The sequence below is a fragment of the Halapricum desulfuricans genome (assembly GCF_017094525.1).
GTDB classification, from domain to species: domain Archaea; phylum Halobacteriota; class Halobacteria; order Halobacteriales; family Haloarculaceae; genus Halapricum; species Halapricum desulfuricans.
This window is the reverse complement of sequence record NZ_CP064788.1, coordinates 944403-970062: the sequence shown is the minus strand read 5'-3', so window position 1 is coordinate 970062 and position 25660 is coordinate 944403. Positions and strand designations below refer to the sequence as shown.

Below are 25660 nucleotides of genomic sequence, written 5' to 3'. Positions count from 1 at the left end.
GAGGTAACGTAGATAGCCGGCAGTATCAGAACGGAGCCAGGACGACGAGCACTTGCTCGGGGCCATCGTGCGTCGCGACGTACCACTGGGTGGCGAACTGCATCGCGTTCCAGACGCCGTGGATCACCGCCGGAACGACGATGTTATTCGTCAACTCGTAGACCGTGCCGAGGACCACACCGAGGACCGCAGCGACAGCGAGGTACGTGGCGATGCCGCTGGCTCCCTGTCCGAGCGTCGCGACGAAGTGAGCGACCCCGAAGAACGCGCTCGCGATCAGGATGGCCGGAACGACGCCGTAAGCGCGCTTGAACAGCCGCTGGACGACACCGCGAAAGAGCAACTCCTCGCCCGGGCCGACGAGCAGCAAGTTGATCGGGATCAGATACAGGAATAGTTCGGGGTTCTCCTGCCCCATCCCGACGACGGCGTTCTGCGCGATGTCGACGCCGATCACGCTAATGATGACGCTCAGAACGATGTTCAAGACCAGGAGTGCTAGGAAACCGCCGACGACGTATCCGAGGTCGCGGAGCGTCGGCAGTCGAGCGCCGATCAGTGACCACGCCTCGTACCGGTAGAGATAGGCCACGACGACGACGATGAAGCCGATGAACTGCCACGCCATTCCGACGGCGTTCGCGAATGGAGTCAGACCGCCGTCCGGAAGTCTGATGTCCACGAACGGTGCGAGCAGCAGTACTCCGGCGGTCGAAAGCACGAGTCCGCCCACGAAGAACGCGGCCATGACGATCCCGATGCTATGCCCGACCGCCTGGAGTCGCGTTTGAAAGTCCCCGATCTTGACGTACTCGGAGTCCATTTTCTCACTGGTACTACTGGCTGACCCCGTATGACTGCACCGATCCCGGTCACGCAGTTTTTACCCGCTCCGAACGTTGACGTAGGCGATGAGCGACGCGGGACCTGAAGAGACGCCGGCCGGGAACACCCAGACCGGTAGTGAACGAACCTATCGGGGATTGCCCGGCGCGTTTCCCTATGCCTTTCGTCGCAGTGGCTCGCGACTGTTCCGATCGTACGTGCTCGTCGGCGGGCTGGCCGCGCTGGCGCTTTCAGCGGCGTTCGTCCTGGCGCTGATCTACCTCGTCGGGGGGACGTTCGGAGCGCGCGCGGGCGTGTTCACGTTCTCCCGGAGCTTCTACGTCGTCGTCGCGCTGTTCGTGATCGCGCCCGTCGTCGCGCCGGTGTTGCTGGTCGCGCGCCGTCACCGCACCGGACGCGACGACACCGGCTACGACCGGGCGCTGGCCGCCAGCGGCTACCTGTTCCTGCTGTCGATCTACCTCATGCTCGTCGTTTCCGCACCGGCGGAGTTCCGTGACCCGGCCGCCCAGTACGGCGCGCTCGAACCCGCGATCCGCGCCCTCTACGATCTGCCGCCGCTATCGGGGCTGGCCGCGCCGGTCTCGGCGGCCGTCGTCGTCTATCTCGTCCACCGGTGGCAGCGGTAGTATCCCCTAGTAGCCATCGCCGTAGATCCCTCGGTCCGTCCCAGTCGAAAGGGCCTAACGTCTCACGTCGTCTACGAGTAGGTATGACCGAGACCAAAGGCACGTTTCTGGTCAGCGAGTCCGACGCCGAGACGGCGATTCTCACGGACGTCGCAACCAGTCAGGTCCACACGCTAGGCGAGCAACCTGACCCGCCGTTGGAGGCCGGCGAGGTGGTCGTCGGGACGCTTACGGCTCAACCGCCGACGACGGCCGTCTACGCGGTCGAGTCAATCGAGCAGCGGTGGACGATCCCCGTCGAGTACAGCGACGAGTCCCCGACCAAACAGGAGCGGGACATCGCCGCCGACCAGTCGGTCGGCGAGTTGACGCGCCAGCCGCGGGCCGGCGAGGGGGAACTACACGTGCTGACTGTTCCCGACGACGGGACCGAGCAGGCGGCCGAGGACGTGTGTGAGGACCCACAGACGGTCGCCCGCGCCGCCCGCCTCGGCGTCGACCGCGTCGAGGTTCGCGCCGCCGATGGCGTGCTTAGCGTCCGGTATCTGCCAGAGTAGCGAGGCGCCGAGCGAAGCGAGGGGCCTCGAAAAGCGAGCGGGGAGCGGAAGCGACCCGCGAGCAGCGTGGACGACGGGTGGGAGTCCACGAAGTGAGTAGACGGACTTAGGAAAACTTATTCACGGCCGTCTCACACCCACGTCCATGGTCGAGTTCGACGTACCGGAGATTGACTACGACCGGTACTCAAACCGCCAGCTCGCCGGGCCTCCACTGGCTGTTCTGGGGGTTTCGCTGCTGGTGATTGCGATCTACTGGTATATACACAAGACACCCGTCCCGCTCGGGTTCGATTTCACCGGCGGGACGGAAATGCGAATCGCGAACGCGACCGAGTCGGGGATCCGTGAGGCGTTCGATGCGCCGATCGATTCGATCCGGCCCGTCCAGGGGAGCGACGAGTTCATCGTGACGTTCCTGGAACAGGGCACAGGGAGTTCGGATGCTCTCAGATCAACCGCTGAAGCGGCCGGATTCGACCCGATTCGGACTGATACTCGCTCGGCAGCGTTCGGGTCGACGAACCAGCAGAACGCCCTGCTGGGGTTGCTGCTCGCGTTCGCCGGCATGAGCGTGTTCGTGTTTCTCCTCTTTCGGACGTTCGTGCCGTCGATCGCGGTCGTCATTTCCGCGTTCTCGGACATCGTGATCCCGCTCGCGATCATGGACATCCTCGCGCTGACCGGGCTGGTCGAAATCAATCTCTCGCTGGGGACGGTCGCCGCCCTACTGATGCTGATCGGGTACTCGGTCGACTCGGACATCCTGCTGAACAACCACATTTTGCGGCGGCGCGGGAGCTTCTACGAGTCGACCTACAACGCGATGCGGACCGGTGTAACGATGACGCTCACGTCGATCGCAGCGATGACCGTCATGACTATCGTCGCGACGATCCTTGCGATCCCGCTGTTGCCCGATATCGGGCTTATCCTCGTGTTCGGGCTGACCGCCGACCTGATGAATACGTACATGTTGAACCTCAGTCTCCTTCGATGGTACAAGTTCGAGGGGGTGGCACGATGATCTCCCTCCGCGAAAACTGGCGGATTGTAATGTTAGTGGTCTTCCTGCTGGCCAGCGCGCTCGCGCTCATCGGGCCGATCGCCCAGAGCGATCCCGGGACACAGACGGAGTACGCCCAGCTCGAAGGCGACGACCAGCAGCTCACTCTCGAACGGAGTTCGATCGACTTCGACAATACGACCGTCGAGACGACCAACGAGTCGACGGACACGATCGTCGCTTCCGACGCCGAGATCGAAGTCAACGGCGAGATATCGGAGCGGACGGACTCCTCGGCACGAGTCGTCAACGGATCGCTGACGGTCACCGGCGGGACGGTCGTCACGCCGGAGAACACGAGCGATATCACGGCGACCGAACAGTCGATCTCGATCAGCGGCGAGACGACGCTCCGGGCCGAAAACTCGACCGTGACGCTCGCGTTTGAACGCCCGGCCGACACCGGGCCGACGAATCTTCAGTACGGGTTCGACCTCTCCGGCGGGACGCGCATCCGCGCACCGCTGGCTGGCATGTACGTGAGCGATCTGGACTTCGACCGGAACCAGTCATCTGAACTCAACCGCCAGCTCGCCGATCAACTCGACGTCGAACCCATCGACGTTCGCGTCCGTCAGGGGGCCGTTGAGGTCTTCGACACGAACGTCACGGACGAGGAGTTCGTGAGTGCGCTTCAGGCGTCGGGGTTCAACGCGACTCAAGACGACGTCAACGACGGCGTGACTGAGGACACCCGGGAGAACGTCGTCAACATCCTCCAGAGCAAGATCGACCGGACGGGACTGTCCGGCGGCACGGTGACGACTGTCGGTGACGGGCTCGTCGTCGTGGAAGTCCCCAACGCAGAGATCGACCAGGTCCGGGACATCGTGACCGACCGTGGCGTCGTTCGCATCGAGGCAGCGGTTCGTGAGCCGGGGGCCAATTCGACGACGAACACCACGGTCATCACCGGCGAAGACATCGCCAGCACGGGGCAGATCGGCCAGCGAACCGGTCCCGGCGGGGAAGTCTCTGGCTGGGAAGCCCCCGTCACACTCACAGAAGAGGGTGCGCAGAACTTCCAGCAGCAGATGCAAGAGCTCGGGTTCACGAGCCCGTCCGGGATCGGGAACTGTGATCTGACGGGCGGTCCCGGCGCTGACCAGCCCGGGAGCTACTGTCTCTTGACGACCCTCGACGGCGAATTGGTCCGGGCAAACGGGATGGGCGGGGACCTCGGTGCCGAGTTAGGTACCAACGACAACTGGGCCACGGAGAGCCCGACGTTCACGATCGGCGCGTCGAATGCCGACGAGGCCCAGGAGATCAAGATCAGTCTCGAGGTCGGGTCGCTGCCGACGAACCTCGATATTTCAGAGGGTGACGTCTCCTACATCCAGCCCAGCCTCGCCCAGGAGTTCAAGTCGCTGTCGCTGATCACTGGCCTGTTCGCCTGGTTCGGCGTCGCCGGGATGGTCTTCCTCCGGTACAACAAGGTCCGGGTCGCAGTCCCGATGATCTTCACCGCGATCGCGGAGGTGTTCATCCTGCTCGGGTTCGCGGCCGTCACCGGACTCGCGCTCGACCTGTCACACATCGCCGGGCTGATCGCCGTGATCGGAACCGGGGTCGACGACCTGATCATCATCGCCGACGAGATTCTCCAACAGGGCGAAGTCGCCACGGGACGGGTCTTCCAGAACCGCTTCCGGAAGGCCTTCTGGGTTATCGGGGCGGCGGCGGTGACGACGATCATTGCCATGAGCCCGCTGACCTTCCTGTCGGTCGGCGACCTGTTCGGGTTCGCCGTCGTCACCATCGTCGGCGTGCTCATCGGCGTGCTCGTCACCCGTCCGGCCTACGGTGACATCCTGCGCAACCTCGTGTTGAGCGAGGACCAGCAGTAACGACTTTTCACCTCCCGCTCCATTGGTTCGCGTATGAGCGAGGACCTGTACTGTGACACCTGCGAGCAGTCGGTTGCACGCGAGGACGCCATCCGAAGGGAGACGATGGCCGACCTCGATCCCGACAAGTGGCAGATGCTCTGTTGTCCGAACTGCGGCAACCGCCTGAAAACCGTCTTCGTCGGAGACGAGTGAGCGGCGCTGCCCTGCGCGCGGGTCGTCCGCGCGCCGCTCACGGGTCGCTACCGCTCCCCGCTCACTTGTTCGAGGCCCTCACACAGTTCAGGCCTCGCCTTCTCACGGGTCACGTTCGTTCCCCGTTCGCTCACATGGAGACGCTCGTTACACTCGCGTCTCCCGTTCGACGGCTTTAAGTTTCGCATCGGCCTCTGACCGTACGAGACAGGCATCCGCCTGTTTCACTGACCCGTAGAAGCCATCTGGCGTACTACGGAGGTGAACAATGGCAGATCAGGAAATAGAGAACGCAGTCTCTCGCGCACTCGAGGAGGCACCTGACCGGAACTTCCGGGAGACGGTGGACCTCGCGATCAACTTGCGCGATCTTGACCTCAACGATCCATCGAACCGTGTCGACGAAGGTGTCGTCCTGCCGGAAGGGACCGGCCAGGAAACGAAGATCGTCGTCTTCGCCGAAGGCGAAACGGCCATCCGGGCCGAAGATGTCGCCGACGACGTCCTCGACAGCGACGATCTCGAAGACCTGGGTGACGACGACGATCAGGCCAAGGATCTCGCCGAGGAGACCGATTTCTTCATCGCGGAAGCGTCCATGATGCAGGACATCGGTCGATACCTCGGGACGATCCTCGGGCCACGCGGGAAGATGCCCGAACCGCTCCAGCCGGACGACGACGTCGTCGAGACCGTCAACCGAATGAAGAACACGGTCCAGCTTCGCAGCGGCGAGCGGCGGACCTTCCACACCCGCGTGGGTGCCGAGGACATGTCCGCCGAGGAGATCGCCGACAACATCGACGTCATCCTGCGCCGACTCCACGCCAACCTCGAGAAGGGGCCGCTGAACGTGGATTCGGTGTTCGTGAAGACGACGATGGGACCGGCCGTGGAGGTGGCCTAACATGAGCGCCGAGTCCCAGCGCAAGACCGAACACATCCCCGAGTGGAAGCGCGAGGAGATCGACGATCTCGTCGCCACGCTCGAGTCCTACGACAGCGTCGGCATCGTCGACCTGACCGGCATCCCGAGCCAGCAACTCCAGGACATGCGCCGTGACCTCTATGGCACGGCCGAACTGCGCGTCAGCCGCAACACGCTGCTGGTCCGCGCCCTGGAAGCGGTTGACGAGGGCTTCGAGCAACTGACCGGGTACATCTCGGGTCACGTCGGACTCATCGGCACGAACGACAACCCCTTCGGGCTGTACAAGCAGCTGGAAGCCTCCAAGACCTCCGCTCCGATCAACGCGGGCGAGGTCGCGCCCAACGACATCGTCATCCCCGAGGGTGACACGGGCATCGATCCGGGACCGTTCGTCGGCGAACTCCAGAGCGTCGGCGCGAACGCCCGGATCCAGGAAGGCTCGATCCAGGTGCTCGAGGACAGCACGGTACTGGAGGCGGGCGAGGAAGTCTCCGCGGACCTCTCGAACGTCCTTTCCGAGCTGGGCATCGAGCCCAAGGAAGTCGGGCTGGACCTGCGCGCCGTCTACGCGGAGGGCGTGCTCTTCGAGCCCGAGGACCTCGAACTCGACACCGACGAGTACCGCTCGGACGTCGAGGCCGCCGTCGGACGCGCACGGAACCTGGCGATCAACGCCTCGTTCCCGACCGCTCAGACCCTGCCGGCACAGCTCGGCAAGGCCAGCGGCGAGGCCAAGAACCTCGCGATCCACGCCTCCATCGAGAACGAGGACGTCATGCCGGACCTCCTCAGCAAGGCAGACGGTCAGGTCCGCGCGCTCGCCGCGCAGATCGACGATCAAGAGGCCCTGCCCGAGGAACTGCGTGACCTCGAACAGCCGGAAGCCGAATCGAGCGACGAACAGAGCGACGACGAATCCGAGGCCGCCGGCGACGACGAACAGGAGGCCGACGAGGCCGCCGACGAAGATGAAGAAGACGACGACGGCGACGCCGGCGCAGCGCTCGGAGACATGTTCTAACACAAGGTGACAACAATGGAATACGTATACGCAGCACTCATCCTGAACGAATCGGGCGAAGAGATCAACGAAGCGAACCTCACGGACGTCCTCGAGGCCGCGGGCGTCGACGTCGAGGAGTCCCGCGTCAAAGCGCTCATCGCCGCGCTCGAGGACGTCGACATCGACGAGGCCGTCGAGCAGGCCGCCGCCGTCCCCGCGACGGGCGGTGCCACGACGACCGACGAGACCGAAGCTGCCGACGAAGGCGACGACGAGGCCGAAGAGGAGGAAGAGGCCGCCGACGAAGACGAGGACGACGACGAGGACGAAGAGGCCAGCGGCGAGGGCCTCGGCGAACTCTTCGGCTAATCTCGCGACACTATCGTTCGTTTCTTTCGACGTCGACCGCGTAGCCGCGCGGCTGTCAACCGTTGCATTTTCGCAGAATCGTCAGGCTGTCGCGCCCGCCCACACGTTTATCAACGAACCCGCAGGAAGCGTGGCCCGATGGAAGCTGCGGGCATCCGGTTCGTGGTCGATCCGCTCGCGACCGCGCTGGTACTCGCCTACGTCGCAAGCGGGATCTGTCTCGGGACGATCAGCGGGCTCACGCCCGGCCTGCACGCCAACACGTTCGCGCTGTTGCTCGCCTCGCTGGCCTCGGCCGTCCCGGGACCGCCCCAGTACGTCGCGGCCGCGATGCTCGCGGCAGGCGTCGTCCACACCTTTCTGGACATCGTGCCGTCGCTGGCGCTGGGCGTACCCGATCCCGCGATGGCCGCGACCGCCTTGCCGGGTCATCGGCTCGTCCTCGAGGGGCGGGGTCGCGAAGCGTTACGGCTGTCAGCACTGGGTAGCGGACTGGCCGTCCTCGCGGCCGTCCCGCTCGCGATCCCGCTCACGAAGGGGATGCGCGCCGGGATGCCGTGGCTCGAAGCGCACCTGTCGGTCGTGCTCACGGCCGTCGTCGCCGTGCTGATCATGTCCGAACCGGACCGGGCGGCGCGGATCGGCGCGGCTCTGGCTTTCGCGGCGAGCGCGGCTCTCGGGTTCGCCGCCCTCGATCTGCCGGTCGGCGGCGTCGTCCCCGTCGGGAACACGCTCGCGCCGCTGTTCGCCGGGCTGTTCGGCGCGCCGATCCTGCTGGACTCAATCGGCGGCGCGGGCGTTCCGCCGCAGGACGAACCGGTCGTGCTGACGACTCGCTGGCTGGTCGTCGGCCTGGCCGCGATGGGGACGCTGGCGGGGGCAGTCGTCGGCTTCTTGCCTGGCGTCTCCAGTGCGATCGCGGCGACGATGGTCCTGCTCGCGATGCCACGTGCCCGGGGCGCACGCGAGTTCGTCGTCGCGACCAGCGGCGTCAACACGGCGACGGCGATTTTCGCGCTCGTGGCGTTCGTCACCTTCGGTTCGACTCGCACGGGCGTCGTCGTCGCCGTCGACTCGGTCAACGCGCCGCAGTCGCTGGCGCTGTGGCTGCTCGCGATCGCGATCGCGTCGCTCGCGGGATTCACGCTTGTGATCCTCGTCGGCGATCGGTATCTCCGGGTCGTCGGTCGACTCGACAACACGCGGCTGTCGGTCGGCGTCCTTGCCCTGCTGGTCGTGTTGCTCTGGCTTCTGAGCGGCGTCGTCGGGCTGGGTATCTTTCTGGCGGCGACGGCAGTCGGTCTGCTTCCCCCGCGGGTCGGTGCTCGCCGCGTCTCGCTGATGGGAGTGTTGCTCGGTCCGCTGATCCTCTAGATGTACCCCCGACGGCGGAAGAACCAGCCCATACCGGCGGCGATAGCGGTCATCAGCCCCAGCACGACCGGGTATCCCCACCGCCAGCCCAGCTCGGGCATCCACTCGAAGTTCATCCCGTAGATCCCGGCGACGAAGGTCAGCGGGATGAAAATCGTCGCCACCACCGTCAGGACTTTCATCACCTCGTTGGTCGATTGGGAGAGCGTGTTGAGGTAGATGTCCCGCGTCCCGGCGATTAGGTCGCGGTAGGTCTCGGTTAGATCGACCAGCTGGACGAGGTGGTCGTAGACGTCCCGGTAGTACTTCTCGGTCTCCGCGGCGATGAGCTTGGGATCGCCCCTGGCGAGCGTCCCGACGGCTTCCCTGGCCGGCCACAGGAGCTTGCGAAAGGAGAGCAGCTCCCGCCGGACGCTGTTGATCTCTTCGAGCAGATCGATGTCGGTCGAGGCGACGACCTCGTCCTCGATGGACTCGATCTTCGTCTCGATGCTGTCCAGCAGGTCGAAATACCGATCGATCATCGCGTCGATGATCCGGTAGGCCGTGAAGTCCGAGCCCCGCTCCAGCAGCCGCTCGTCCCGGGATTCGACGGCCGCACGCACGCGACCGATCTCCTCGGCCGAACCGGGAGTCAGCGTCACCACCCAGTCACTCCCGAAGAAGATCCCCACTGGATCGTCGGTGATCTCCTCCTCGAAAGAGGTTTGCCCCCGGGTGAGTCGAGCAGTCTTCAGCAGGACGAACACGTAGTCTGCGAACTCCTCGGTCTTGGCACGGACGTTGCCGGTGATATCGTCGATCGCGAGCGGGTGCAGGCTAAATATCTCACGCACGCGTTCGCGCTCGTCGTCAGTGACCTCCGTCGCGTGAACCCACGTCGTCCCCTCGGCGGCTTTCGCCCGCGCGAGATCGTCGTAAGACTCGACGGCACCGCCGCGGTAGACGAGGGATTCGATCATATCCGTGGATCGACGCCGAGTGAAAAAAGCCTATGGCCTACTCGATTCGCGCGACTGGCCCGTCGTCGGTGTCCTGGACTTCGACGCCCAGCGCTTCCAGTTCGTCCCGCAACTCGTCGGCCCGCTCGTAGTTGCCGGCCGCCCGCTCCCGTTCGCGAATGTCCAGGACGAGATCGATCACGTCCTCGGCGAGTTCGACGTCGCCGCCGTCGGTCCCGCCGAGCGACAGGCCGAAGACGCCGCCGGCGAACTCCTCGAGGGTCTCGATCGCCCGCCGAAGCCCGCGGTAGTCGTATTCCTCGTAGTCGTCGACGTGGGCGTTGACCGCGCCGACGAGATCTAACAGCGCGGCCATCGCCGCGCGGGTGTTGAAGTCGTCGTTCATCGCGGCCTCGAACTCCTCGCGGGCCGTCTCGACCGCCTCGCGCAACTCCTCGGCTTCGACTTTCGTCCGGGCGTCGACGCTGTCGCAGGCCTCGACGGCCCGTTCGTAGCCGCGCTCGAGGCGCTCGAATCGGTCCTGTGCCTCCGATATCGTCTCCTCGCTGTAGGTCGCGCGACTGTGATAGGCCGTCGACAGCAGGAAGGTCCGGACCACGTCGACGCCGTACGCCTCGATGGCCTCCTCGACGGTCGCGAAGTTGCCCAGCGAGGAGGACATCTTCTCGTCGCTGGTCTCGAGCAGGCCGACGTGCAGCCAGTAGTTGGCGAACGTCTGGCCGGTCGCGGCCTCGCTCTGGGCGATCTCGTTCTCGTGGTGGGGAAAGACCAGGTCCTGCCCGCCGACGTGGATGTCCAGCGTCTCCTCGAGGTGGGTCATGCTCATCACCGAGCACTCGATGTGCCAGCCTGGACGGCCCTCGCCCCACGGGGAGTCCCAGGTCTCGGCGGTTTCGCAGGCCTGTTCGGCGGGCGCGGCCTCGGGGTGCTGGTGGTCGGCGATCTCTGCTGGTTCGACGCCGTCGGCTTTCCAGAGCGCGAAGTCCGCAGGGTTGCGCTTCTCGGCCTGTTCGGCCTCGTCGCCCTGCGCTTGCAGTTCGTCGACGTCCTGATTCGAGAGCTTGCCGTACGCCTCGAAGGCGGTCACGTCGAAGTAGACCGAGCCGTTCGACTCGTAAGCGTAGCCCTTCTCGATCAGCGTCTCGACCAGATCGACGATCTCGGGGACGTGCTCGGAGACGCGGGGGTAGACTTCCGCTCGCCGGAGGTTGAGGTCTCGCATCGCTCGGATGACTTCCTCGATGTAGTGGTCGGCAACCGCGGCCTCGCTGTCGCCGTCCTCGCCGACGCGGGCGACGATCTTCTCGTTGATATCGGTGAAGTTCTCGACGTGGTGGACGGTATAGCCAAGCCAGGAGAGCCACCGGTCCATCACGTCGACGTGGACCCACCCGCGGGCGTGACCCAGATGCGGCGGGTCCGAGACCGTCAGTCCGCAGTAGTACAACCGGACGGCGTCGGGATCCTCGGGTTCGAACTCCTCGCGCTCGCCGGTCAGCGTGTTCGTCACGCGCAGCGTCATTGCCCGTCACTACGCGAGCCAGCGTTTCAATCCGTCGGAGTCGCTATCACGCCTCGCTTCGCTCGATCAGCCGCACCGCGTCCGGCCCGTCCCGGCGACCGACGACGACCACGAGTGCGTCAGGCCCCACCGCCGCGGCTTCGACCGAGATCCCGGCGGCCGCACACTGGCCCAGCACCGTCCGGAGGAAGTCGGGACCGACATCGCCGGTCGCAACGACGGCCGTCGCGTCCCCGTCGTCGGCCGCGAGTGCCGTCTCGCCCACCACGAGCAGCGGCTCGTCGCTGTCCTCGGCGGGACCGACGCCGCTGTGCATCGTCACCCGGAGCTCGCGTTCGTCGCTGTCGCGTTCGGGCAGTTCCTCGGCGTAGCGCCGCAGTGCCGCCGCGACGGCCTCGGTCTCGCCGATGTCCAGGAACCGGGCCGCGGCGGAGTAGTTGAGAATCCCCGCACGCAACCCCTCGTAGACGAACGGGTGCGATCGAACCGCATCGCGGGTGTCCGCAGCGAGTGACATAGCCGCTGATTCCGCTGCCCGGTCAAAACGTTTTCTCATTGTCGTTCGGAATGCGATCAGCCGGAAAGACGGGAGGTCTCGAGCAGCATGATACCCCTATCCCGTGCCGGGACCGCTGTAACGGCGGCTTGGTCCCGCCAGTAGCAATCGTCTCGCCTGTCGCTCTCCAGTTGACTTGCTATTCGAATGACTGCCTCGCGGCGACTTTCACTGATTTCGTCCTCACCGGGCTCGCTGGAATCTGCATCGACGACTACTGTTCACTGAGGGGGGAATATCAACGATTGTACAGCTGTCGTATGGAACCAGGGAAAATGTCAGAGTCACGAAGGGGGGTGTGTGATACACTATCAGGTATGCCGATCAAACCGCCTAAATCGGGAGATAGAAGCATTATTGGGCGGTTGACACGTGTTTGCTGTTGGTTGTCATTCGGAGCGCCAATGAGGTAAGTATTTCCGGGGGCCCCTCCAACCTTCGATGATACGATGGGCAACCTAGAAACGCTGTTCTCACCGGAACGTGTGGCCGTGATCGGTGCGACGGAGAGCGAAGGGGCCGTCGGGCGCTCCGTCATGGAGAACCTTCTAGATGGGTACGAAGGAGACGTCGTCCCGATCAACCCGAACGCCGACGAGGTGTTCGGGCTCGAAGCGCATGAGAGCATCACCGACGTCGACGGCGTCGATTTCGCCGTGGTTGTCGTTCCGCCACAGATCGTCAATACGGTGCTGGAGGAAGCGGGCGAGGCCGGTGTCAGGGATATCGCCGTGATCACCGCAGGGTTCGGCGAGTCCGGGAGCGAAGGGGCGGCCCGCGAGCAGGAGATGCGGGAGATCGCTGAGGAGTACGGGATCAATCTCGTCGGTCCGAACTGTCTGGGCGTCATCTCGACGTCGATCGGAATGAACGCCACGTTCACGACCAAGTCCGCGCTCGAGGGCTCGATCTCTTTCATGAGCCAGTCGGGCGCGTTTATCTCTGCCGTTCTCGACTGGTCGAGCGACCACAACATCGGGTTCAACGACGTCGTTTCGCTGGGTAACAAGGCTGTCCTCGACGAGGTCGACTTCATCGAGCACTGGGGCGACGACCCCAGCACCGACGTGATCCTCGGCTATCTGGAGGACATCGAGAACGGTCGGGAGTTCATCGACTCCGCCCGCGAGGTGACCAAGGAGACGCCGATCGTCGTCGTCAAGTCAGGCCGCACCGAGGCCGGCGCGTCGGCCGCCTCCTCGCACACGGGCGCGATCGCAGGCAGCGAACGCGCCTACGAGGCGGGTCTCAAGCAGGCCGGCGTGATCCGGGCCGAGAGCGTCCAGGAACTGTTCGACTACGCCTCGATCCTGGAGGGGCAGCCCCTGCCCGACAACGACGAGATCGCCATCGTGACCAACGCGGGCGGCCCGGGCGTGATGTCGACCGACGCGGTCGGCGACTCGGGGCTGCAGATGGCGTCGTTCGCCGACGAGACCCTCGAGGCACTCGAGGAATCGATGCCCGAGGAAGCCAACATCTTCAACCCGGTCGACGTGCTCGGTGACGCGCCGGCCGACCGATACGAGCAGGCGCTTGATATCGTGCTCGAGGACCCGAACGTCGGCTCGGCGATCGTCGTCGCCTCGCCACAGACGATCGACTTCCGCGACCTCGCGGAGGTCATCGCCGAAAAACAGCAGGAGTACGATGCCCCGATCGCCGCTAGCCTGATGGGCGGCGAGACCGCGCGCAACGCCAAGGACATCATCGACGAGGTCGGCGTCCCGACGTACTTCGATCCCGCCCGCGGCGTCAAGAGCCTCGACGCACTGCGGGAGTACAGCGAGATCAAGACGACCGACTACGACGTGGCGACGGACTTCGACGTCGACCGCGAGCGTGCCCGCGAGATCCTCGAACGGACCAAAGAGCGCGAGACCAACAAACTCGGCATCGAGGCGATGGATCTGCTGGACGCCTACGGGATTCCCACGCCCGACGGCGCGATCGTCTCGGACAAGCAGGCCGCCGTCGACGCCGCGAAGGAGATCGAGGGCAACGTCGTGATGAAGATCGTCAGCCCGGACATCCTCCACAAGTCCGACATCGGCGGCGTCGAGGTCAACGTCCCCGTCGAGGAGGTCGCCTCCACGTACGACGACATCATCAGCCGGGCGCGCAACTACCAGCCCGACGCCAACATCCTCGGCGTGCAGGTCCAGGAGATGGCCGATCTCGACGCCGGGACGGAGACGATCGTCGGCATGAACCGCGACCCGCAGTTCGGGCCGCTCGTGATGTTCGGCCTCGGCGGGATCTTCGTCGAGGTGCTGGAGGACGCGACCTTCCGCGTCGCACCCGTCAGCGAGGGCGAGGCCAGCGAGATGATCGACGAGATCGACTCCGCACCGCTGCTTCGCGGGGCCCGCGGCCGCGACCCCGTCGACGAAGACGGCGTCGTCGAGACGATCCAGCGCATCTCCCAACTTGTGACAGACTTCCCACAAATACTGGAGCTGGACATCAACCCGCTGGTTGCAACTCCCGACGGCGTCGAGGCTGTCGACATTCGCGCGACGATCGATCACGAAGAACTATAACGAGTTACAGGTAGACGAAGAACTATAACGATTCCCACACAGGATTTACACTATGGACCCAATAGTTGTCACCTCCACGGAAGCGGCGACCGGCAAGACGGCCGTCAGCCTCGGTATCGCTCAGCTGGCCAAGGCAGCGGGCCACAGCGTCGGCTACATGAAACCCAAGGGCACGCGCCTGCAGAGCGCGACCGGCAAGACCCGCGACGAGGACCCGATGCTCGCGCGGGAGCTGCTGGATCTCGACGCCGAGATGCACGAACTCGAACCCATCGTCTACACGCCGACGTTCATCGAAGAGGCCATCCGCGGGCGCGAACAGCCCGCCGAGCTTCGTGAACGGATCCTTGAGAACTACGAAAAACAGGCCGACGAACGCGATCTGATGGTCGTCGAGGGGACCGACCGGCTCTCGACCGGCGGGATCGTCGACCTCACCGATTCAGATATCGCCGAGATGATCGGCGCGAAGGTCGTCCTGCTGTCCCGGTACGACGAGGCGGGCGACGTCGACGAGATTATCTCGGCCGCCGAGCAGATCGGGGATGACTTCGCCGGCGTGCTGTTCAACGCCGTCCCGGACAGCCAACTCGACCAGCTGACGACCGACGTCGCACCGTTCCTGGAGAACCGCGGGATCGACGTCCTGGGTGTCATCCCTCGCGTCCAGGAACTTGCGGGCATGACCGTCGGTGAACTCGCCGATCGTCTCGGTGCCGAAGTGCTGACGACCGACGTCTCGACGGACGTGTTCATCGAGCGGATCACCGTCGGGGCGATGTCCGCGGAAGGCGCGCTCACCCAGTTCCGCCGCACGCAGAACGCCGCGATGATCACCGGCGGCGACCGCTCGGAGATTGTCACTGCGGCGCTTCAGGCGTCCGGGATCAAGTGCATCATCCTCGGTGGCGGCTTCCGGCCGACGGGTGCGGTCCTCGGCGAGGCCGAGAAGCGCGGTGTCCCGGTACTGCTGTTGCAGTCCGACACCCGGATGGCGATCGACCGCGCTGAGGACGTCCTGCAAAGCGGTCCCACCCGCGATCCGGAGACCGTCGAACGGATGGGACAGCTGCTCGAAGACCACGCCGACGTCGACGTGCTCCTTAAGGAGTAGCCGCTGACCGATCCACGCGTCACCACGTTGTTTTTTCGGGCGATCGTTGCACTCGCCGCTAGTCTTAACCACTCCCCCGTCCACGGTAGTCATATGTACATCACATTTACCGTGGTGAGGCGGTGACGACGACATGGCACCGACTGTCCTGCACCTCGGCTGGGGATTCCCACCGAAGATCACCGGCGGACTGGACACGGCGATCGCCGAACTGTTCGAGGTGTTCGAGCGTCGCGACACCATCGACATGCAACTGGCACTGCCGGCGGAGTTCGACCCCGGCGACCGAGAGAACATCCACGGCATCGAGACGGGGACGGGCGATCTCATCACGCGGGTCAATCGGATGGAAGACGAGTTCGTTCGGCTGGCCGATGAGGCCGACGCCGTTCACACCAACGACTGGTTTGGCTATCGACCCGGGGCCGCGGCCAGAAAAGCTCACGACATTCCCTGGATCACGACGTTCCACTCGCTGTCGGTCGAACGCAACCTCGATCCGCCGCGCCAGGAACTCGACGCCGAACAGCGGATCGTCGACGAGGCCGACTACCTGCTCACGGTGAGCAACGTCACCCGCGAGCGGATCGCCGACCACCACGGCGGCGACGCGCGCGTCATCCACAACGGCTTCCCGTCGGTGACCCCGTCCGGCCGGGACGTCAAGGCGGAGCTGGACATCGACGGCGAGATGCTGTTTTTCGTCGGCCGTCACACCCACCAGAAGGGCCTGTCGTACCTGCTTGCGGCGGTCGAGCGACTCAGCCGCGATGACATCACGCTCGTGGTCGGCGGGACCGGACACCTGACCGACCAGCTGAAGCGCTTCGCGGAGGCGCTGGAGATCGACGAGCAGGTCGAGTTCGTCGGGTACGTCCCCGAGGAGGAACTGGCCGACTACTACGCCAGCGCCGACCTGTTCGTCTCGCCATCGCGGGCGGAGCCGTTCGGGATCACGATCGTTGAGGCGCTGTCGGTCGGGACGCGCGTCGTCACGACCGATTGTGGCGCGGCCGAGATTCTGCCGGACGACGTGCTCGTGCAGGTGACGCCCGATTCGCGAGCGGTCGCGAGCGGCATCCAGCGCGGGCTCGCGATGGACGCCCCGGTCGACTACGAGAAACGCACCTGGGGGGACGTCGCCGACGACCACGAGGCGTTCTACCTGGAAATTCTCGAGGAATCATAGCCATCGCGTTACGTTTGACGTGAGTTGTGGTAGACAGCGAAGGCTCCGAGCCAGTCTGCACCTGCCTTGAGCTCGACATGGCTGAAACTATTTGCAACCGATGATGTTCGCCGTTCTCCCTCTCGAAAGACACGCTCGATTGCATTCCGATTTCCATGTGGACGTATGTGAGCCCGGTATCTATCTTCGGCCAGTACTGGACCGAGTTGACCTCCTCCCACCTAACCGGCTGGGCTTTCGCCTCGCTATCACTGTAATGGGGATCCTCGACGAGAAACACGACATCATCGAGCTGATAACGACGGTGAGGCCCGTCCAGAAACCACTGCGTCGTCTGTTTCGTCGCTGTCGGAAACAGACTGGCGTGGAGGATTTCGTTCGTCTGGAAATCGACAGCGCCCTGCAGCCAGTATTCTTGACCGTGCAGGCGCATCATCGTCTCGTCAACGGCGAGTTGATCCGCAGTGACCGCCGAAATCGGTTGCAGATCGACCTTGTGAACCTACTTATGGATCGCCACGTGACCCCGTTGTACTCCCAGCCGCAAATGACAGGGGATGCCTACTTGGATCTCCCACCCAGGAGTCCGCCAGCGCTCCACAAACGACAAATATATAATGCGCTTCATTAATTGTATATTTATAATTTGTTGTTAAAACGTTCGGGGATGGTGGACGGTCGACGGCGGATCGAGACCACAGGTGGTTTTATTCCCGGCGACCGAACAGGACGACGAATGAAGTCCACAGACGACCTCATCGACAGTGCGGGTGAGCTCACGGAGCGGGGCCTCTCGAAGGGCGAAATCGCCGACGAACTGAACGTCTCCCGGGAAACCGCGAGCTGGCTCGTCGATCAGAGCGGCAAAGGAACGGACGAATTAGCCGGTGCGAGTAGCCCGTCGGACGTCCACGTCGACTGGAGTGCGATCGGCCGCGACAGTAATCGCCTGACTCACGTCGGGATCGCGATGGCGGACCTGCTGGGCGACGAGAGCGACACGGTCGATCTGACCGTCGGGATCGGCAAGTCCGGCGGTCCGCTGGCGACGGTCATCAGTCGGGAGCTGGACACCGACCTCAGCGTGTACCTGCCCAGCAAGTACCAGTGGAACGACGAAGGGGGAGCCGGATCGGGTTCGTTCTCGCGGAACTTCGCGTCGATCCGCGACCGGGATTGCTACGTTGTCGACGACAACATCGACACCGGTCAAACGATGACCGAGACGATCGAGCACATCCGCAATCGGGGCGGCGACGTCGAAGCAGCTGTCGTACTCACCGACAAACACGGCGAAGCGGAGATCCTCGACGTCCCGATCTACTCGATGATCGATATTGCCCAGATGCGGGACTAGAACGCGAATCGCGACTAGAGCCGATATATGCGGGCTTCGTACGGCCGAAGCGTCTCGCCGAGCGTCGTCTCGATGCCGCTGTAGTTCCCGACCAGTAGCGTCCCGTCCTCGATCGACAGCGACGACGACTGCTCTTGATCGCTCCAGTTCAGTACGACGAGCAACTCGTCGTCCCCAAGCGTCCGCGTGAACGCGTACACCGGGTCCGGGACGTCGAGCAGATCGTACTCGCCGTAGACCAGCGTCTGCTCGTCCTCGCGCAGGTCGATCAACTCGCGGTAGTACCACCAGACAGACCGGTCCGCGCTTCGGGCCGATTCGACGTTGATCTCTGTATAGTTGTCATTGACCTTGATCCAGGGGTCGCCGTCAGTGAACCCGGCGTTTTCCCCGTCGGACCACTGCATCGGGGTCCGGGCGTGATCGCGCGAGCGGTAGTTGACGACGTCGCGGATCTGCTGGTAACTGTCGATCTCGCCCTCCTCGAGCATGATCTCGATCGGCCGGCGCGTGTCGACGTCTCGGACCGCTTCCAGCGACTCGAAGTCGGCGTTGGTCATTCCGATCTCCTGGCCCTGATAGACGTACGGCGTTCCCCGCAGGCCGAACAAAAGCGTCGCGAGCATCGTCGCCGACTCGTAGCGGTACTGCTCGTCGTCGCCGAACCGGGATACGACCCTCGGCTGATCGTGGTTCTCCCAGTAGAGCCCGTCCCAGCTGGTTTCATCGAGGCCGGTCTGCCACTCGGTGAAGATCTCCTCGAAGTCCGACACCGACCACTCGCCGATGTCCCAGCGACCGTCCGGCCCGAAGTCGATGAACGTATGATCGAAGTGAAAGACCATGTCGAGGCCGTCGCCGTCCTCCCCGAGATACGCGTTCGCCGTCTCGACGTCGAGATCGACCATCTCACCGACGGTCATCACGTCGTAGTTCGCGTACGTCTCCTCGTAGAGTTCGCGCAGGTACTCGTGGATCCGGGGACCGTTGACGAAGTGCTCGCGTCCGGTCGGATATCCTTCGATCTCGCCGTCGGGATAGCCTTCCGGCTTCGAGAGCAGGTTGATCACGTCCATGCGGAACCCGTCGATACCGTTTTGTAGCCACCAGTCGACCATCTCGTAGACGTCCGCCCTGACGTCCGGGTTGCGCCAGTTCAGGTCGGGCTGTTTCTCGTCGAAGAGATGGAGATACCACGCCTCGCGGGTCTCGTCGTAGCTCCAGGCCGGGCCGCCGAAGTACGACTCCCAGTTGTTCGGCGGCTGGTCTGGGTCGCCCTCGACCCAGTGGTAGTAGTCCTCGTAGCCGTCCTCCCCGCGGCGGGACTTCCGGAACCACTCGTGTTCATCCGAGGTGTGGTTGACGACGAGGTCCATCACGAGCCTGATATCGCGGTCGTGCAACGCCGCGAGCAGTCGCTCCCAGTCGGCCATCGTCCCCATCTCGTCCATGATCGACCGGTAGTCGCGGATGTCGTAGCCGTTGTCCGCGTTCGGCGAATCGTAGACCGGACAGAGCCAGACGACATCGATCCCCAACGCGTCGAGATACTCGACTTTCTCGATGATCCCGGGTATGTCGCCGACGCCGTCGCCGTTACTATCCTTGAAACTCCGCGGATAGATCTGGTAGACGACTGCTTCTTTCCACCAGGTTCGGTCGATTCCGGCTGTGTCTTCGATTTCACTGCCCATAATTGTCTGTGGTTATTTACAACATTTGTAGTTTACCACATCGTCCGAGACAAGTTCTCGCAACCAATCGAAGGATCATCATCAATGACAGGGCACGTATATGCTCTCTCTGGTCGTACATCTAGCATGAAGGAGATCCGAGTCGAAACCGAAATCGATGCGCCGCCCGAGAGCGTCTGGGAGGTCCTCACGGATTTCGCCGCCTACGAAACGTGGAATCCGGTGTTCACGAACGCTGACGGCGAGCTCCACGAGGGCGGGACCGTCGACGTCGACATCGAGACCACGAAACTACCCGCCGCTTCCATTACCATGTCTATCGTTGACGTCGTCCATAACAGTCGTCTCCAGTGGATTGGAACGGTCGGCGGCAGCTGGCTTTTCAGAGGGGTGCACACGTTCGAACTCCAGGCGCTCGACGGCGACCGGACGCTGTTCGTCAACCACGAGCGCTTCTCCGGACTCCTCGTTCCGATCCTCACCAGGGGCCTCCGGCGCGATTACGAGGCGATGAACCGCGCTCTGGCCGAACGCGTCGAGGGAGGGTCAGCCGTCGAGGTCACACCGTAGGACCGCAAGCCCCCAAGGACCATCCCCCGGAGACTCATTCTAGCCGATACACTCGCGCCTCGTATGGCCGCAACGCGAGCGACCCCAGATCCGTCCCGGGATCGTCGTAGTTGCAGGCCAGCACCGCCTGGACGGTCCCGCTGTCGGCCGTCGTCACCATATGACTCCTGGCTGGACGACTCGCGCATGAACGCGCTCGCGAGCCGGCCGTCGTCACCACATAACTCCTGGCTGGACGACTCGCGGATAAAACCGCTCACGAGTCGGCCGTCGTCATCACACGACTCCCGGCTGGACGACTCGCGGATAAAACCGCTCACGAGTCGGCCGTCGTCATCACACGACTCCCGGCTGGACGACTCGCGGATAAAACCGCTCACGAGTCGGCCGTCGTCACCACCTGACTCCCGGCTGGACAACTCGCGCATGAACGCGCTCGCGAGTCGGCCGTCGTCATCACACGACTCCCGGCTGGACAACTCGCGGATAAAACCACTCACGGGTCGGCCGTCGTCACCTTCTTTCCACTCTGGTTCGAAACGCACACCATGAACCACGACGAGTCGCGTGATCTGTACGACCGTGCGCTGTCGGTCATGCCCGGCGGAGTCAACTCCTCGGTCCGGGCGATCCGCCCGTATCCGTTTTTCGTCCAGAAGGGCGACGGCGGCCACGTGATCGACGCCGACGGCAACCGCTACATCGACTTCGTGATGGGGTACGGCCCCCTCCTGCTGGGCCACGACCTGCCCGAAACCGTCCGGGCCGCCGTCCAGCAACGCGCCAGCGAAGGGCCGATGTACGGCGCGCCCACCGAAGTCGAGGTCGAACTCGCGGAGTTCGTCACCCGACACGTCCCCGGCGTCGAGATGGTCCGGTTCGTCAACAGCGGTACCGAAGCGACCGTCTCCGCCGTCCGTCTCGCCCGCGGCTACACCGGCCGTGACAAAATCGTCATCATGGAGGGCAGCTACCACGGCGCGCAGGAATCGACACTGGTCGAGGGCGAACGCGAGCACACCGCCCCCTCCAGCCCGGGCATTCCCGAGAGCTTCGCCGAACACACGCTCACTGTTCCGTTCAACGACAAAACCGCCGTCCACGAGGTTTTCGAGGAGCACGGCGACGATATCGCTGCGGTGCTCACCGAACCGATACTGGGCAATCACGGCATCGTCCATCCCATCGAGGGGTACCACGAGACGCTCCGGGACCTGACCGACCAGTACGGCGCACTCCTGATATTCGACGAAGTCATCACGGGCTTTCGCGTTGGCGGCCTGCAGTGCGCCCAGGGAAAGTTCGGAGTCGACCCTGATCTCACGACGTTCGGTAAGATCGTCGGCGGCGGCTTCCCGGTCGGCGCGATCGGCGGGAAAAGCGAAATCGTCGAGCACTTCACGCCCGCCGGAGACGTCTTCCAGTCGGGCACTTTCTCCGGTCACCCCGTGACGATGGCTGCCGGTCTCGAGACGCTCCGGTACGTCGCCGAAAACGACGTCTACGACCACGTCAACGCTCTGGGCGAGCGATTGCGCTCCGGGATCGCCGACATCCTCGAGGATCAGGCCCCCGCCTACACTGTCGTCGGGACCGACTCGATGTTCAAGGTGATCTTCACTCGCGACGGCGAGTTCGGCAAGGGTCACTGTGAGGGCGGGTGTACTCAGGACCCGACCTGTCCGCGCTACGAGTTCTGCCCGAAGAACGGCGCGGACGTCGACCGTGCCGAGACCGAACGCTGGGAGCGCCTCTTCTGGCCCGCGATGAAAGAGGAGGGGGTCTTCCTCACCCCCAATCAGTTCGAATCGCAGTTCGTCTCTGCCGCCCACACCGACGAGGACGTCGAGCAGGCGCTCGAGGCCTACAAGCGCGTGCTGTGATCACTCGAAGAGATACGCGTCGAGTTCCCCGATCCCGATCCCCCCCGCGACGGCGAGCAGCACGACACCGACTGCGAGCAGCCCGATCGCAACGGCCAGATTGGCTTCGGCCATGATCGTCGCGACGCCCGCGACGACGGCCAGAAACGCCGTCGCGAGGACGATCGCGAAAACGATCGATCGCTCGCGGCTGTACTCGTCGGACTCGAACAGTTGTGCGTCGCTGAATTCTGCCATGCTGGTCGGTATACGATCACGTATAATAATACTGGGGGATCGTCACCGGGCGGCAGGAAGAACGCAAACCGTCGCTCCCGTTCTCGCCGACCTCGATTACCGTTCGCCGCCGGCCTCATCTCCGAACGTCCAGGGGTCGTTCGAGAGCAGGCGTTCGGGTCTGAGAACTCCCCGGACGTGATGGCCCTCCGACTCGTGGGCTTCGATCTCCTCGCGATCGATCTCGGTCTCGCAATCAGTGCAGTACCAGCGGGTGTTCACCGTTCGACCTCCGTTCGGGTACGCACCGCGATCGTTTCGCGGACGATCTCGATCACGTCGGGAACGCGCTCGGCCACGGCGTCGCTCAACTCCGTTCCCGGCCCAGTGTCGGCTGGCTGGACGCCGATCACGAGCATCTCGTCCGGAAGGTCGTAGGGGTCTTGCCCCGCCTGTAACGCCTCCGAGAAGGAGAAGTCGTGCATCAGCACTTCGGGCGGTGAACCGTCAAACGACCCCTCGTTATACCGGTATCGGTGGATCGCTCCGGGATCCGCACCCTCGACCGCGACCGCATCGACGATGACCGCGTAGTCGGCCCCGCTCATCGCCTCCAGCGCGAAAAACGCCGTGGTACCGGCGTGAGTCGCCACGACGCCATCCTCGTCACGAAACGCCTCGACGACGCGCTCGCCGACGCCGTCGTCCCCCATGATCGGATTGCCGACGCCGACGACGGCGACGTGTGACCTCTCACTCATCGGTCCGTTCACCACCGCGTGCCGCGTCGTCGCTCGTTTCGTCCTCTTCCGTGCTCCGGGACTGTCCCCCGTCGGCGGCCGTCGGCGTCGGTCCGCCCTCGGACGACGGCTCCTCACTGCCCGCTTCTTCGCGGCCGCTGTGAACGATAAAGGCGTTCACGTCACCGAAGACCATCGATCTGAGCACGTCCCAGTTGCTCGGCAGGACCGCGAAGTAGATGTGGAACATGACCATCACTGCGGTGATAAAGGCCAACAGCAGGTGGATCTGCTTGAGCGTCTCCAGCGCCAGCCAGCCGGCCATGAACCCGAGCGCGTCGATCCACCAGGTCGACTCGGTCGTCATCTCCCGATACATGCCGAAGCCAGTCAGCGCGAGGATGCCGATGAAGATGGCGATCCACCAGAAGAACGTCTTCTGCATCGGATGGTGTGCGATCCAGTCACCCTCTTCCTCGTCGTAGGCGCGCCGCGCGTCGTGGTAGTAGGGGAGGTACTTCCGCAGGCCGACGAACGCCTCGGCGATGGCGGTTCCGACCTGAATGTCAGCCAGTTCGAGCAACTGGTGGTGCTTGTCGACGAAGACGTAGTAATAGGGAAAGACCACGAACGTGATCGCGGCGATCAGGATGCCCGTCCACATGTGAATCCCGAAGGCGACGTAGTAGCCCCCCCAGATCCCGGATTCGAGCAGGACGTAGTTACCCGTCCAGATGGCGAAGCCGGTCCACAGCAACAGGAAAAACAGGATCGCCTGCACCCAGTGGCTGATCCGGTTGCCCAGCGAGTGCCGTTCGACCGAGCGCCGTTCGGCCGTCTCAAGCTGTGCGACCCTGTCGTCGGTCTCCTTGAGATCCGCACGGGCCAGCCTGACGAGTCGCCGGGCCCGTGCGAGCACGCCCGTCCCGTCGCTGGCGGGCGTCTCGTTCGCGTCGTCAGTCGTCCCCGACATCGGTCATCCCTCCCGGCGACGCCGGCTTGAGTTCGGTTTCGTACGATCCCTCCGGGCTATCGACGTGGACCGAGCAGGCCAGACACGGATCGAACGAGCGGACCGTCCGCATCACGTTGATCGGGTTCTCGATGTCCGCGACCTCGTCGCCGACGATGGCCCCCTCGATGATCGACGGGTTGCCCTCGCCGTCTCGCGGCCCGATGTTCCACAGCGTCGGCGTGATGATCTGATACCGTTCGATCTCCCCGTTCTCGACGTCAACGTAATGCGAGAGCGTTCCCCGGGATGGCTCCCAGAGACCGACGCCCTTGCCGGTGTAATCGTCGGGGAAGTCGGCCATCAGTGGCTCGCTCGGGTCGAACGCGTCCAGCAGATCCAGCACTCGGTCACGGACGATCAGCACCTCCTGTGCGCGGGCGATGAGGCGGTTGAGCGTGTTGCTCTCGTCGGAGCCTCCGCCCAGGTTCGCCCGGAGGTCGAACGGATCGTACCCAGAGATCGTGAGTCTGGCCAGCGGTCCGACCTCCATCGTCTGGCCTTCGAACCTCGGCGCTTTCCCCCAGGAGTAGGCCCCCTCTTTGTTGGGGTCCGGATCCGGCGGTTTCGCCTCGGTCGGCGGCCCGCCCGAGTCGTCCGTGTAGTAGGAGTACTCCGTGTGTTCGGAGATGGCCTCGACGATCTCGTCTTTCGTCATCAGTTCGGCTGATCCGTCCCGATAGACGCCGCGCTTGAAGATCCGTTCGTCGGACTCGGGCTCCCTGAACAGCCCGTTGCTGTAGTAGCGGTTCGGTCCCGAACCGAGGTCGGCGGCCCCCTCTCTGGCGGCGGCCACGAGAATCGAAACGACGTCGTGGAGCCCTTCCCCCAGCTCGGGATCGAACTCCCCGTTCTGGACGTTCTCGAGCACTTCTGGAACCGCATCGGTCGGTCCGAGCCAGTTGCTGACCTCCCTGAGACGGGATTTGACAGTCTGTACCGTCGAGACGTCCGGGTTCGTCGCGACCCCGCCGGGGACGAACGCGAGCGGGTGGGGAGCGCGCCCGCCGAACTCCGCCAGCGCCTGCATGAGTTTTCGCTGGTTTTCCAGCGCTCCCTGATACCCCTCGCCTTCGAGCGGGTCGAGCCGCTCGAAGCCCGTGTCGGCGACTGCATCGCTGTAGTCGGGGCCGACCAGCGCGAACAGGTGGATCGCGTGGTTCCACAGGAAGAAGATGCCCTCGACCGCGTCCCGGAGGATCTTGGCGTGCTCCGGGATCCCGTCGAAGGCACCGGCGTTGATCGCCGCGTCTTCGGTCGCCCGCGAGGAACCGATCCGGTGACAGATGAAACAGACGCCACAGACTTTCCCGGTGAGCTGTGCCGCGTCCCGGGGCGATCTGCCGACGGTGATGATCTCGGCTCCCCGGAACATCTTCATCGTGCTTCTGGCCTCCGTAATCTGGCCGTCCTCTACTTCCAGCTCCATTCCGTGGTGGCCTTCGATGCGTGTCGTCGGGTCGATTTTCACTTCTACCATTG

At 64.1% G+C, this 25660-nt stretch carries 26 protein-coding genes and 1 pseudogene; 15 read left to right on the top strand and 12 right to left on the bottom strand.

The annotated features are described in order from the left end of the window. Positions 1 to 25 precede the first annotated feature (25 nt). Complete coding sequence (locus tag HSR122_RS04940; protein WP_229111641.1) at positions 26 to 823, bottom strand: CPBP family intramembrane glutamic endopeptidase; 798 nt, start codon at positions 821 to 823, stop codon at positions 26 to 28. Positions 824 to 911: 88 nt separating this feature from the next. Here HSR122_RS04940 and HSR122_RS04935 point away from each other — a divergent pair, with 88 nt between their 5' ends. The 9 genes from HSR122_RS04935 to HSR122_RS04895 all read left to right on the top strand — a co-directional run bounded on the left by HSR122_RS04935 (position 912) and on the right by HSR122_RS04895 (position 8820). After that, entirely contained in the window at positions 912 to 1475 is a 564-nt protein-coding gene (locus tag HSR122_RS04935; RefSeq protein WP_229111639.1) for a hypothetical protein, read from the top strand. Between the two features lie 83 nt (positions 1476 to 1558). Further along, positions 1559 to 2032 carry a DUF5812 family protein gene (locus HSR122_RS04930; RefSeq protein WP_229111637.1) on the top strand — a complete coding sequence of 158 codons (474 nt, stop codon included), beginning with the start codon at positions 1559 to 1561 and terminating at the stop codon, positions 2030 to 2032. A 145-nt stretch (positions 2033 to 2177) separates the two neighbouring features. Next, entirely contained in the window at positions 2178 to 3059 is an 882-nt protein-coding gene (gene secF, locus HSR122_RS04925) for a protein translocase subunit SecF (RefSeq protein WP_229111635.1), read from the top strand. Continuing rightward, positions 3056 to 4948, top strand: a complete 1893-nt coding sequence (locus HSR122_RS04920; protein WP_229111634.1) for a preprotein translocase subunit SecD — start codon at positions 3056 to 3058, stop codon at positions 4946 to 4948. Before secF ends, HSR122_RS04920 begins: the two co-directional genes overlap by 4 nt. Before the next feature lie 33 nt (positions 4949 to 4981). Then, positions 4982 to 5143 (top strand): hypothetical protein, encoded by a 162-nt coding sequence (locus tag HSR122_RS04915; protein ID WP_229111632.1) that lies wholly within the window; start codon positions 4982 to 4984, stop codon positions 5141 to 5143. A 268-nt stretch (positions 5144 to 5411) separates the two neighbouring features. Further along, positions 5412 to 6050 carry a 50S ribosomal protein L1 gene (locus HSR122_RS04910; RefSeq protein ID WP_229111630.1) on the top strand — a complete coding sequence of 213 codons (639 nt, stop codon included), beginning with the start codon at positions 5412 to 5414 and terminating at the stop codon, positions 6048 to 6050. Position 6051: 1 nt separating this feature from the next. Continuing rightward, entirely contained in the window at positions 6052 to 7095 is a 1044-nt protein-coding gene (locus tag HSR122_RS04905) for a 50S ribosomal protein L10 (RefSeq protein WP_229111629.1), read from the top strand. Between the two features lie 15 nt (positions 7096 to 7110). Then, positions 7111 to 7446, top strand: coding sequence for a 50S ribosomal protein P1 (gene rpl12p, locus HSR122_RS04900; protein ID WP_229111628.1), 336 nt, complete (start codon positions 7111 to 7113; stop codon positions 7444 to 7446). 138 nt (positions 7447 to 7584) lie between these two features. Then, positions 7585 to 8820, top strand: coding sequence for a tripartite tricarboxylate transporter permease (locus HSR122_RS04895; RefSeq protein WP_229111627.1), 1236 nt, complete (start codon positions 7585 to 7587; stop codon positions 8818 to 8820). Here HSR122_RS04895 and corA read toward each other — a convergent pair. The 3 genes from corA to HSR122_RS04880 are packed head-to-tail and all read right to left on the bottom strand — an operon-like array spanning position 8817 to position 11821. Next, complete coding sequence (corA, locus tag HSR122_RS04890) at positions 8817 to 9782, bottom strand: magnesium/cobalt transporter CorA (protein ID WP_229111626.1); 966 nt, start codon at positions 9780 to 9782, stop codon at positions 8817 to 8819. The genes HSR122_RS04895 and corA overlap by 4 nt on opposite strands. A 37-nt stretch (positions 9783 to 9819) precedes the next feature. Further along, positions 9820 to 11304 (bottom strand): cysteine--tRNA ligase, encoded by a 1485-nt coding sequence (gene cysS / locus HSR122_RS04885; RefSeq protein ID WP_229111625.1) that lies wholly within the window; start codon positions 11302 to 11304, stop codon positions 9820 to 9822. A gap of 46 nt (positions 11305 to 11350) precedes the next feature. Next, the gene (locus HSR122_RS04880) at positions 11351 to 11821 is read right to left on the bottom strand and encodes a DUF7523 family protein (RefSeq protein WP_229111623.1); all 471 of its coding nucleotides are present in this window, start codon (positions 11819 to 11821) and stop codon (positions 11351 to 11353) included. Between the two features lie 488 nt (positions 11822 to 12309). Here HSR122_RS04880 and acs point away from each other — a divergent pair, with 488 nt between their 5' ends. The 3 genes from acs (at position 12310) to HSR122_RS04865 (ending at position 16706) form a co-directional block, all read left to right on the top strand. Then, positions 12310 to 14403, top strand: coding sequence for an acetate--CoA ligase alpha subunit (acs, locus tag HSR122_RS04875; RefSeq protein WP_229111621.1), 2094 nt, complete (start codon positions 12310 to 12312; stop codon positions 14401 to 14403). 52 nt (positions 14404 to 14455) lie between these two features. Then, entirely contained in the window at positions 14456 to 15517 is a 1062-nt protein-coding gene (locus HSR122_RS04870) for a phosphotransacetylase family protein (protein WP_229111619.1), read from the top strand. A 133-nt stretch (positions 15518 to 15650) separates the two neighbouring features. Next, a complete protein-coding gene (locus HSR122_RS04865) occupies positions 15651 to 16706 on the top strand; it encodes a glycosyltransferase family 4 protein (RefSeq protein ID WP_229111618.1) in 1056 nt (351 codons plus the stop codon). Positions 16707 to 16714: 8 nt separating this feature from the next. Here HSR122_RS04865 and HSR122_RS15000 read toward each other — a convergent pair. Continuing rightward, positions 16715 to 17334 (bottom strand): annotated as a pseudogene (locus HSR122_RS15000) (IS6 family transposase). Between the two features lie 108 nt (positions 17335 to 17442). Here HSR122_RS15000 and gfcR point away from each other — a divergent pair. Then, positions 17443 to 18063, top strand: a complete 621-nt coding sequence (gfcR, locus tag HSR122_RS04860) for a transcriptional regulator GfcR (RefSeq protein ID WP_229111616.1) — start codon at positions 17443 to 17445, stop codon at positions 18061 to 18063. Between the two features lie 14 nt (positions 18064 to 18077). On the opposite strand, the gene HSR122_RS04855 is transcribed toward gfcR, so the two are convergent. Continuing rightward, positions 18078 to 19757 carry a glycoside hydrolase family 13 protein gene (locus tag HSR122_RS04855; RefSeq protein WP_324254651.1) on the bottom strand — a complete coding sequence of 560 codons (1680 nt, stop codon included), beginning with the start codon at positions 19755 to 19757 and terminating at the stop codon, positions 18078 to 18080. 126 nt (positions 19758 to 19883) lie between these two features. Here HSR122_RS04855 and HSR122_RS04850 point away from each other — a divergent pair, with 126 nt between their 5' ends. Continuing rightward, a complete protein-coding gene (locus tag HSR122_RS04850) occupies positions 19884 to 20327 on the top strand; it encodes an SRPBCC domain-containing protein (protein WP_229111614.1) in 444 nt (147 codons plus the stop codon). Between the two features lie 34 nt (positions 20328 to 20361). Here HSR122_RS04850 and HSR122_RS14895 read toward each other — a convergent pair whose 3' ends face one another. Continuing rightward, positions 20362 to 20487: a hypothetical protein gene (locus HSR122_RS14895; protein WP_267491222.1), complete on the bottom strand. Its 126-nt coding sequence runs from the start codon at positions 20485 to 20487 to the stop codon at positions 20362 to 20364. A gap of 388 nt (positions 20488 to 20875) precedes the next feature. Here HSR122_RS14895 and hemL point away from each other — a divergent pair, with 388 nt between their 5' ends. After that, positions 20876 to 22210 (top strand): glutamate-1-semialdehyde 2,1-aminomutase, encoded by a 1335-nt coding sequence (hemL, locus tag HSR122_RS04845; RefSeq protein WP_229111612.1) that lies wholly within the window; start codon positions 20876 to 20878, stop codon positions 22208 to 22210. Here the strand turns inward: hemL and HSR122_RS04840 are convergent, their stop codons facing one another. From HSR122_RS04840 to HSR122_RS04820, 5 genes are all read right to left on the bottom strand, one after another. After that, positions 22211 to 22447: a hypothetical protein gene (locus HSR122_RS04840; protein ID WP_229111610.1), complete on the bottom strand. Its 237-nt coding sequence runs from the start codon at positions 22445 to 22447 to the stop codon at positions 22211 to 22213. 96 nt (positions 22448 to 22543) lie between these two features. Beyond that, positions 22544 to 22708 carry a hypothetical protein gene (locus HSR122_RS04835; protein WP_229111608.1) on the bottom strand — a complete coding sequence of 55 codons (165 nt, stop codon included), beginning with the start codon at positions 22706 to 22708 and terminating at the stop codon, positions 22544 to 22546. Then, positions 22705 to 23187: a hydrogenase maturation protease gene (locus HSR122_RS04830; RefSeq protein ID WP_229111606.1), complete on the bottom strand. Its 483-nt coding sequence runs from the start codon at positions 23185 to 23187 to the stop codon at positions 22705 to 22707. The genes HSR122_RS04835 and HSR122_RS04830 overlap by 4 nt, the downstream gene beginning before the upstream one ends. Further along, a complete protein-coding gene (locus tag HSR122_RS04825; RefSeq protein ID WP_229111604.1) occupies positions 23180 to 24139 on the bottom strand; it encodes a cytochrome b/b6 domain-containing protein in 960 nt (319 codons plus the stop codon). Before HSR122_RS04825 ends, HSR122_RS04830 begins: the two co-directional genes overlap by 8 nt. Next, entirely contained in the window at positions 24123 to 25658 is a 1536-nt protein-coding gene (locus HSR122_RS04820; RefSeq protein ID WP_229111602.1) for a nickel-dependent hydrogenase large subunit, read from the bottom strand. The genes HSR122_RS04825 and HSR122_RS04820 overlap by 17 nt, the downstream gene beginning before the upstream one ends. Positions 25659 to 25660: the final 2 nt, after the last annotated feature.

Coding starts and splice junctions, on each gene's coding strand:
- rpl12p (WP_229111628.1), top strand. CDS start 7,111: ATGGAATACGTATACGCAGCACTCATCCTGAACGAATCGGGCGAAGAG.
- HSR122_RS04870 (WP_229111619.1), top strand. CDS start 14,456: ATGGACCCAATAGTTGTCACCTCCACGGAAGCGGCGACCGGCAAGACG.
- HSR122_RS14895 (WP_267491222.1), bottom strand. CDS start 20,487: ATGGTGACGACGGCCGACAGCGGGACCGTCCAGGCGGTGCTGGCCTGC.
- acs (WP_229111621.1), top strand. CDS start 12,310: ATGGGCAACCTAGAAACGCTGTTCTCACCGGAACGTGTGGCCGTGATC.
- HSR122_RS04825 (WP_229111604.1), bottom strand. CDS start 24,139: ATGTCGGGGACGACTGACGACGCGAACGAGACGCCCGCCAGCGACGGG.
- HSR122_RS04850 (WP_229111614.1), top strand. CDS start 19,884: ATGAAGGAGATCCGAGTCGAAACCGAAATCGATGCGCCGCCCGAGAGC.
- HSR122_RS04830 (WP_229111606.1), bottom strand. CDS start 23,187: ATGAGTGAGAGGTCACACGTCGCCGTCGTCGGCGTCGGCAATCCGATC.
- HSR122_RS04895 (WP_229111627.1), top strand. CDS start 7,585: ATGGAAGCTGCGGGCATCCGGTTCGTGGTCGATCCGCTCGCGACCGCG.
- HSR122_RS04915 (WP_229111632.1), top strand. CDS start 4,982: ATGAGCGAGGACCTGTACTGTGACACCTGCGAGCAGTCGGTTGCACGC.
- secF (WP_229111635.1), top strand. CDS start 2,178: ATGGTCGAGTTCGACGTACCGGAGATTGACTACGACCGGTACTCAAAC.
- gfcR (WP_229111616.1), top strand. CDS start 17,443: ATGAAGTCCACAGACGACCTCATCGACAGTGCGGGTGAGCTCACGGAG.
- corA (WP_229111626.1), bottom strand. CDS start 9,782: ATGATCGAATCCCTCGTCTACCGCGGCGGTGCCGTCGAGTCTTACGAC.
- HSR122_RS04910 (WP_229111630.1), top strand. CDS start 5,412: ATGGCAGATCAGGAAATAGAGAACGCAGTCTCTCGCGCACTCGAGGAG.
- HSR122_RS04905 (WP_229111629.1), top strand. CDS start 6,052: ATGAGCGCCGAGTCCCAGCGCAAGACCGAACACATCCCCGAGTGGAAG.
- HSR122_RS04855 (WP_324254651.1), bottom strand. CDS start 19,757: ATGGGCAGTGAAATCGAAGACACAGCCGGAATCGACCGAACCTGGTGG.
- HSR122_RS04920 (WP_229111634.1), top strand. CDS start 3,056: ATGATCTCCCTCCGCGAAAACTGGCGGATTGTAATGTTAGTGGTCTTC.
- HSR122_RS04820 (WP_229111602.1), bottom strand. CDS start 25,658: ATGGTAGAAGTGAAAATCGACCCGACGACACGCATCGAAGGCCACCAC.
- cysS (WP_229111625.1), bottom strand. CDS start 11,304: ATGACGCTGCGCGTGACGAACACGCTGACCGGCGAGCGCGAGGAGTTC.
- HSR122_RS04840 (WP_229111610.1), bottom strand. CDS start 22,447: ATGGCAGAATTCAGCGACGCACAACTGTTCGAGTCCGACGAGTACAGC.
- HSR122_RS04935 (WP_229111639.1), top strand. CDS start 912: ATGAGCGACGCGGGACCTGAAGAGACGCCGGCCGGGAACACCCAGACC.
- HSR122_RS04880 (WP_229111623.1), bottom strand. CDS start 11,821: ATGTCACTCGCTGCGGACACCCGCGATGCGGTTCGATCGCACCCGTTC.
- HSR122_RS04865 (WP_229111618.1), top strand. CDS start 15,651: ATGGCACCGACTGTCCTGCACCTCGGCTGGGGATTCCCACCGAAGATC.
- hemL (WP_229111612.1), top strand. CDS start 20,876: ATGAACCACGACGAGTCGCGTGATCTGTACGACCGTGCGCTGTCGGTC.
- HSR122_RS04930 (WP_229111637.1), top strand. CDS start 1,559: ATGACCGAGACCAAAGGCACGTTTCTGGTCAGCGAGTCCGACGCCGAG.
- HSR122_RS04940 (WP_229111641.1), bottom strand. CDS start 823: ATGGACTCCGAGTACGTCAAGATCGGGGACTTTCAAACGCGACTCCAG.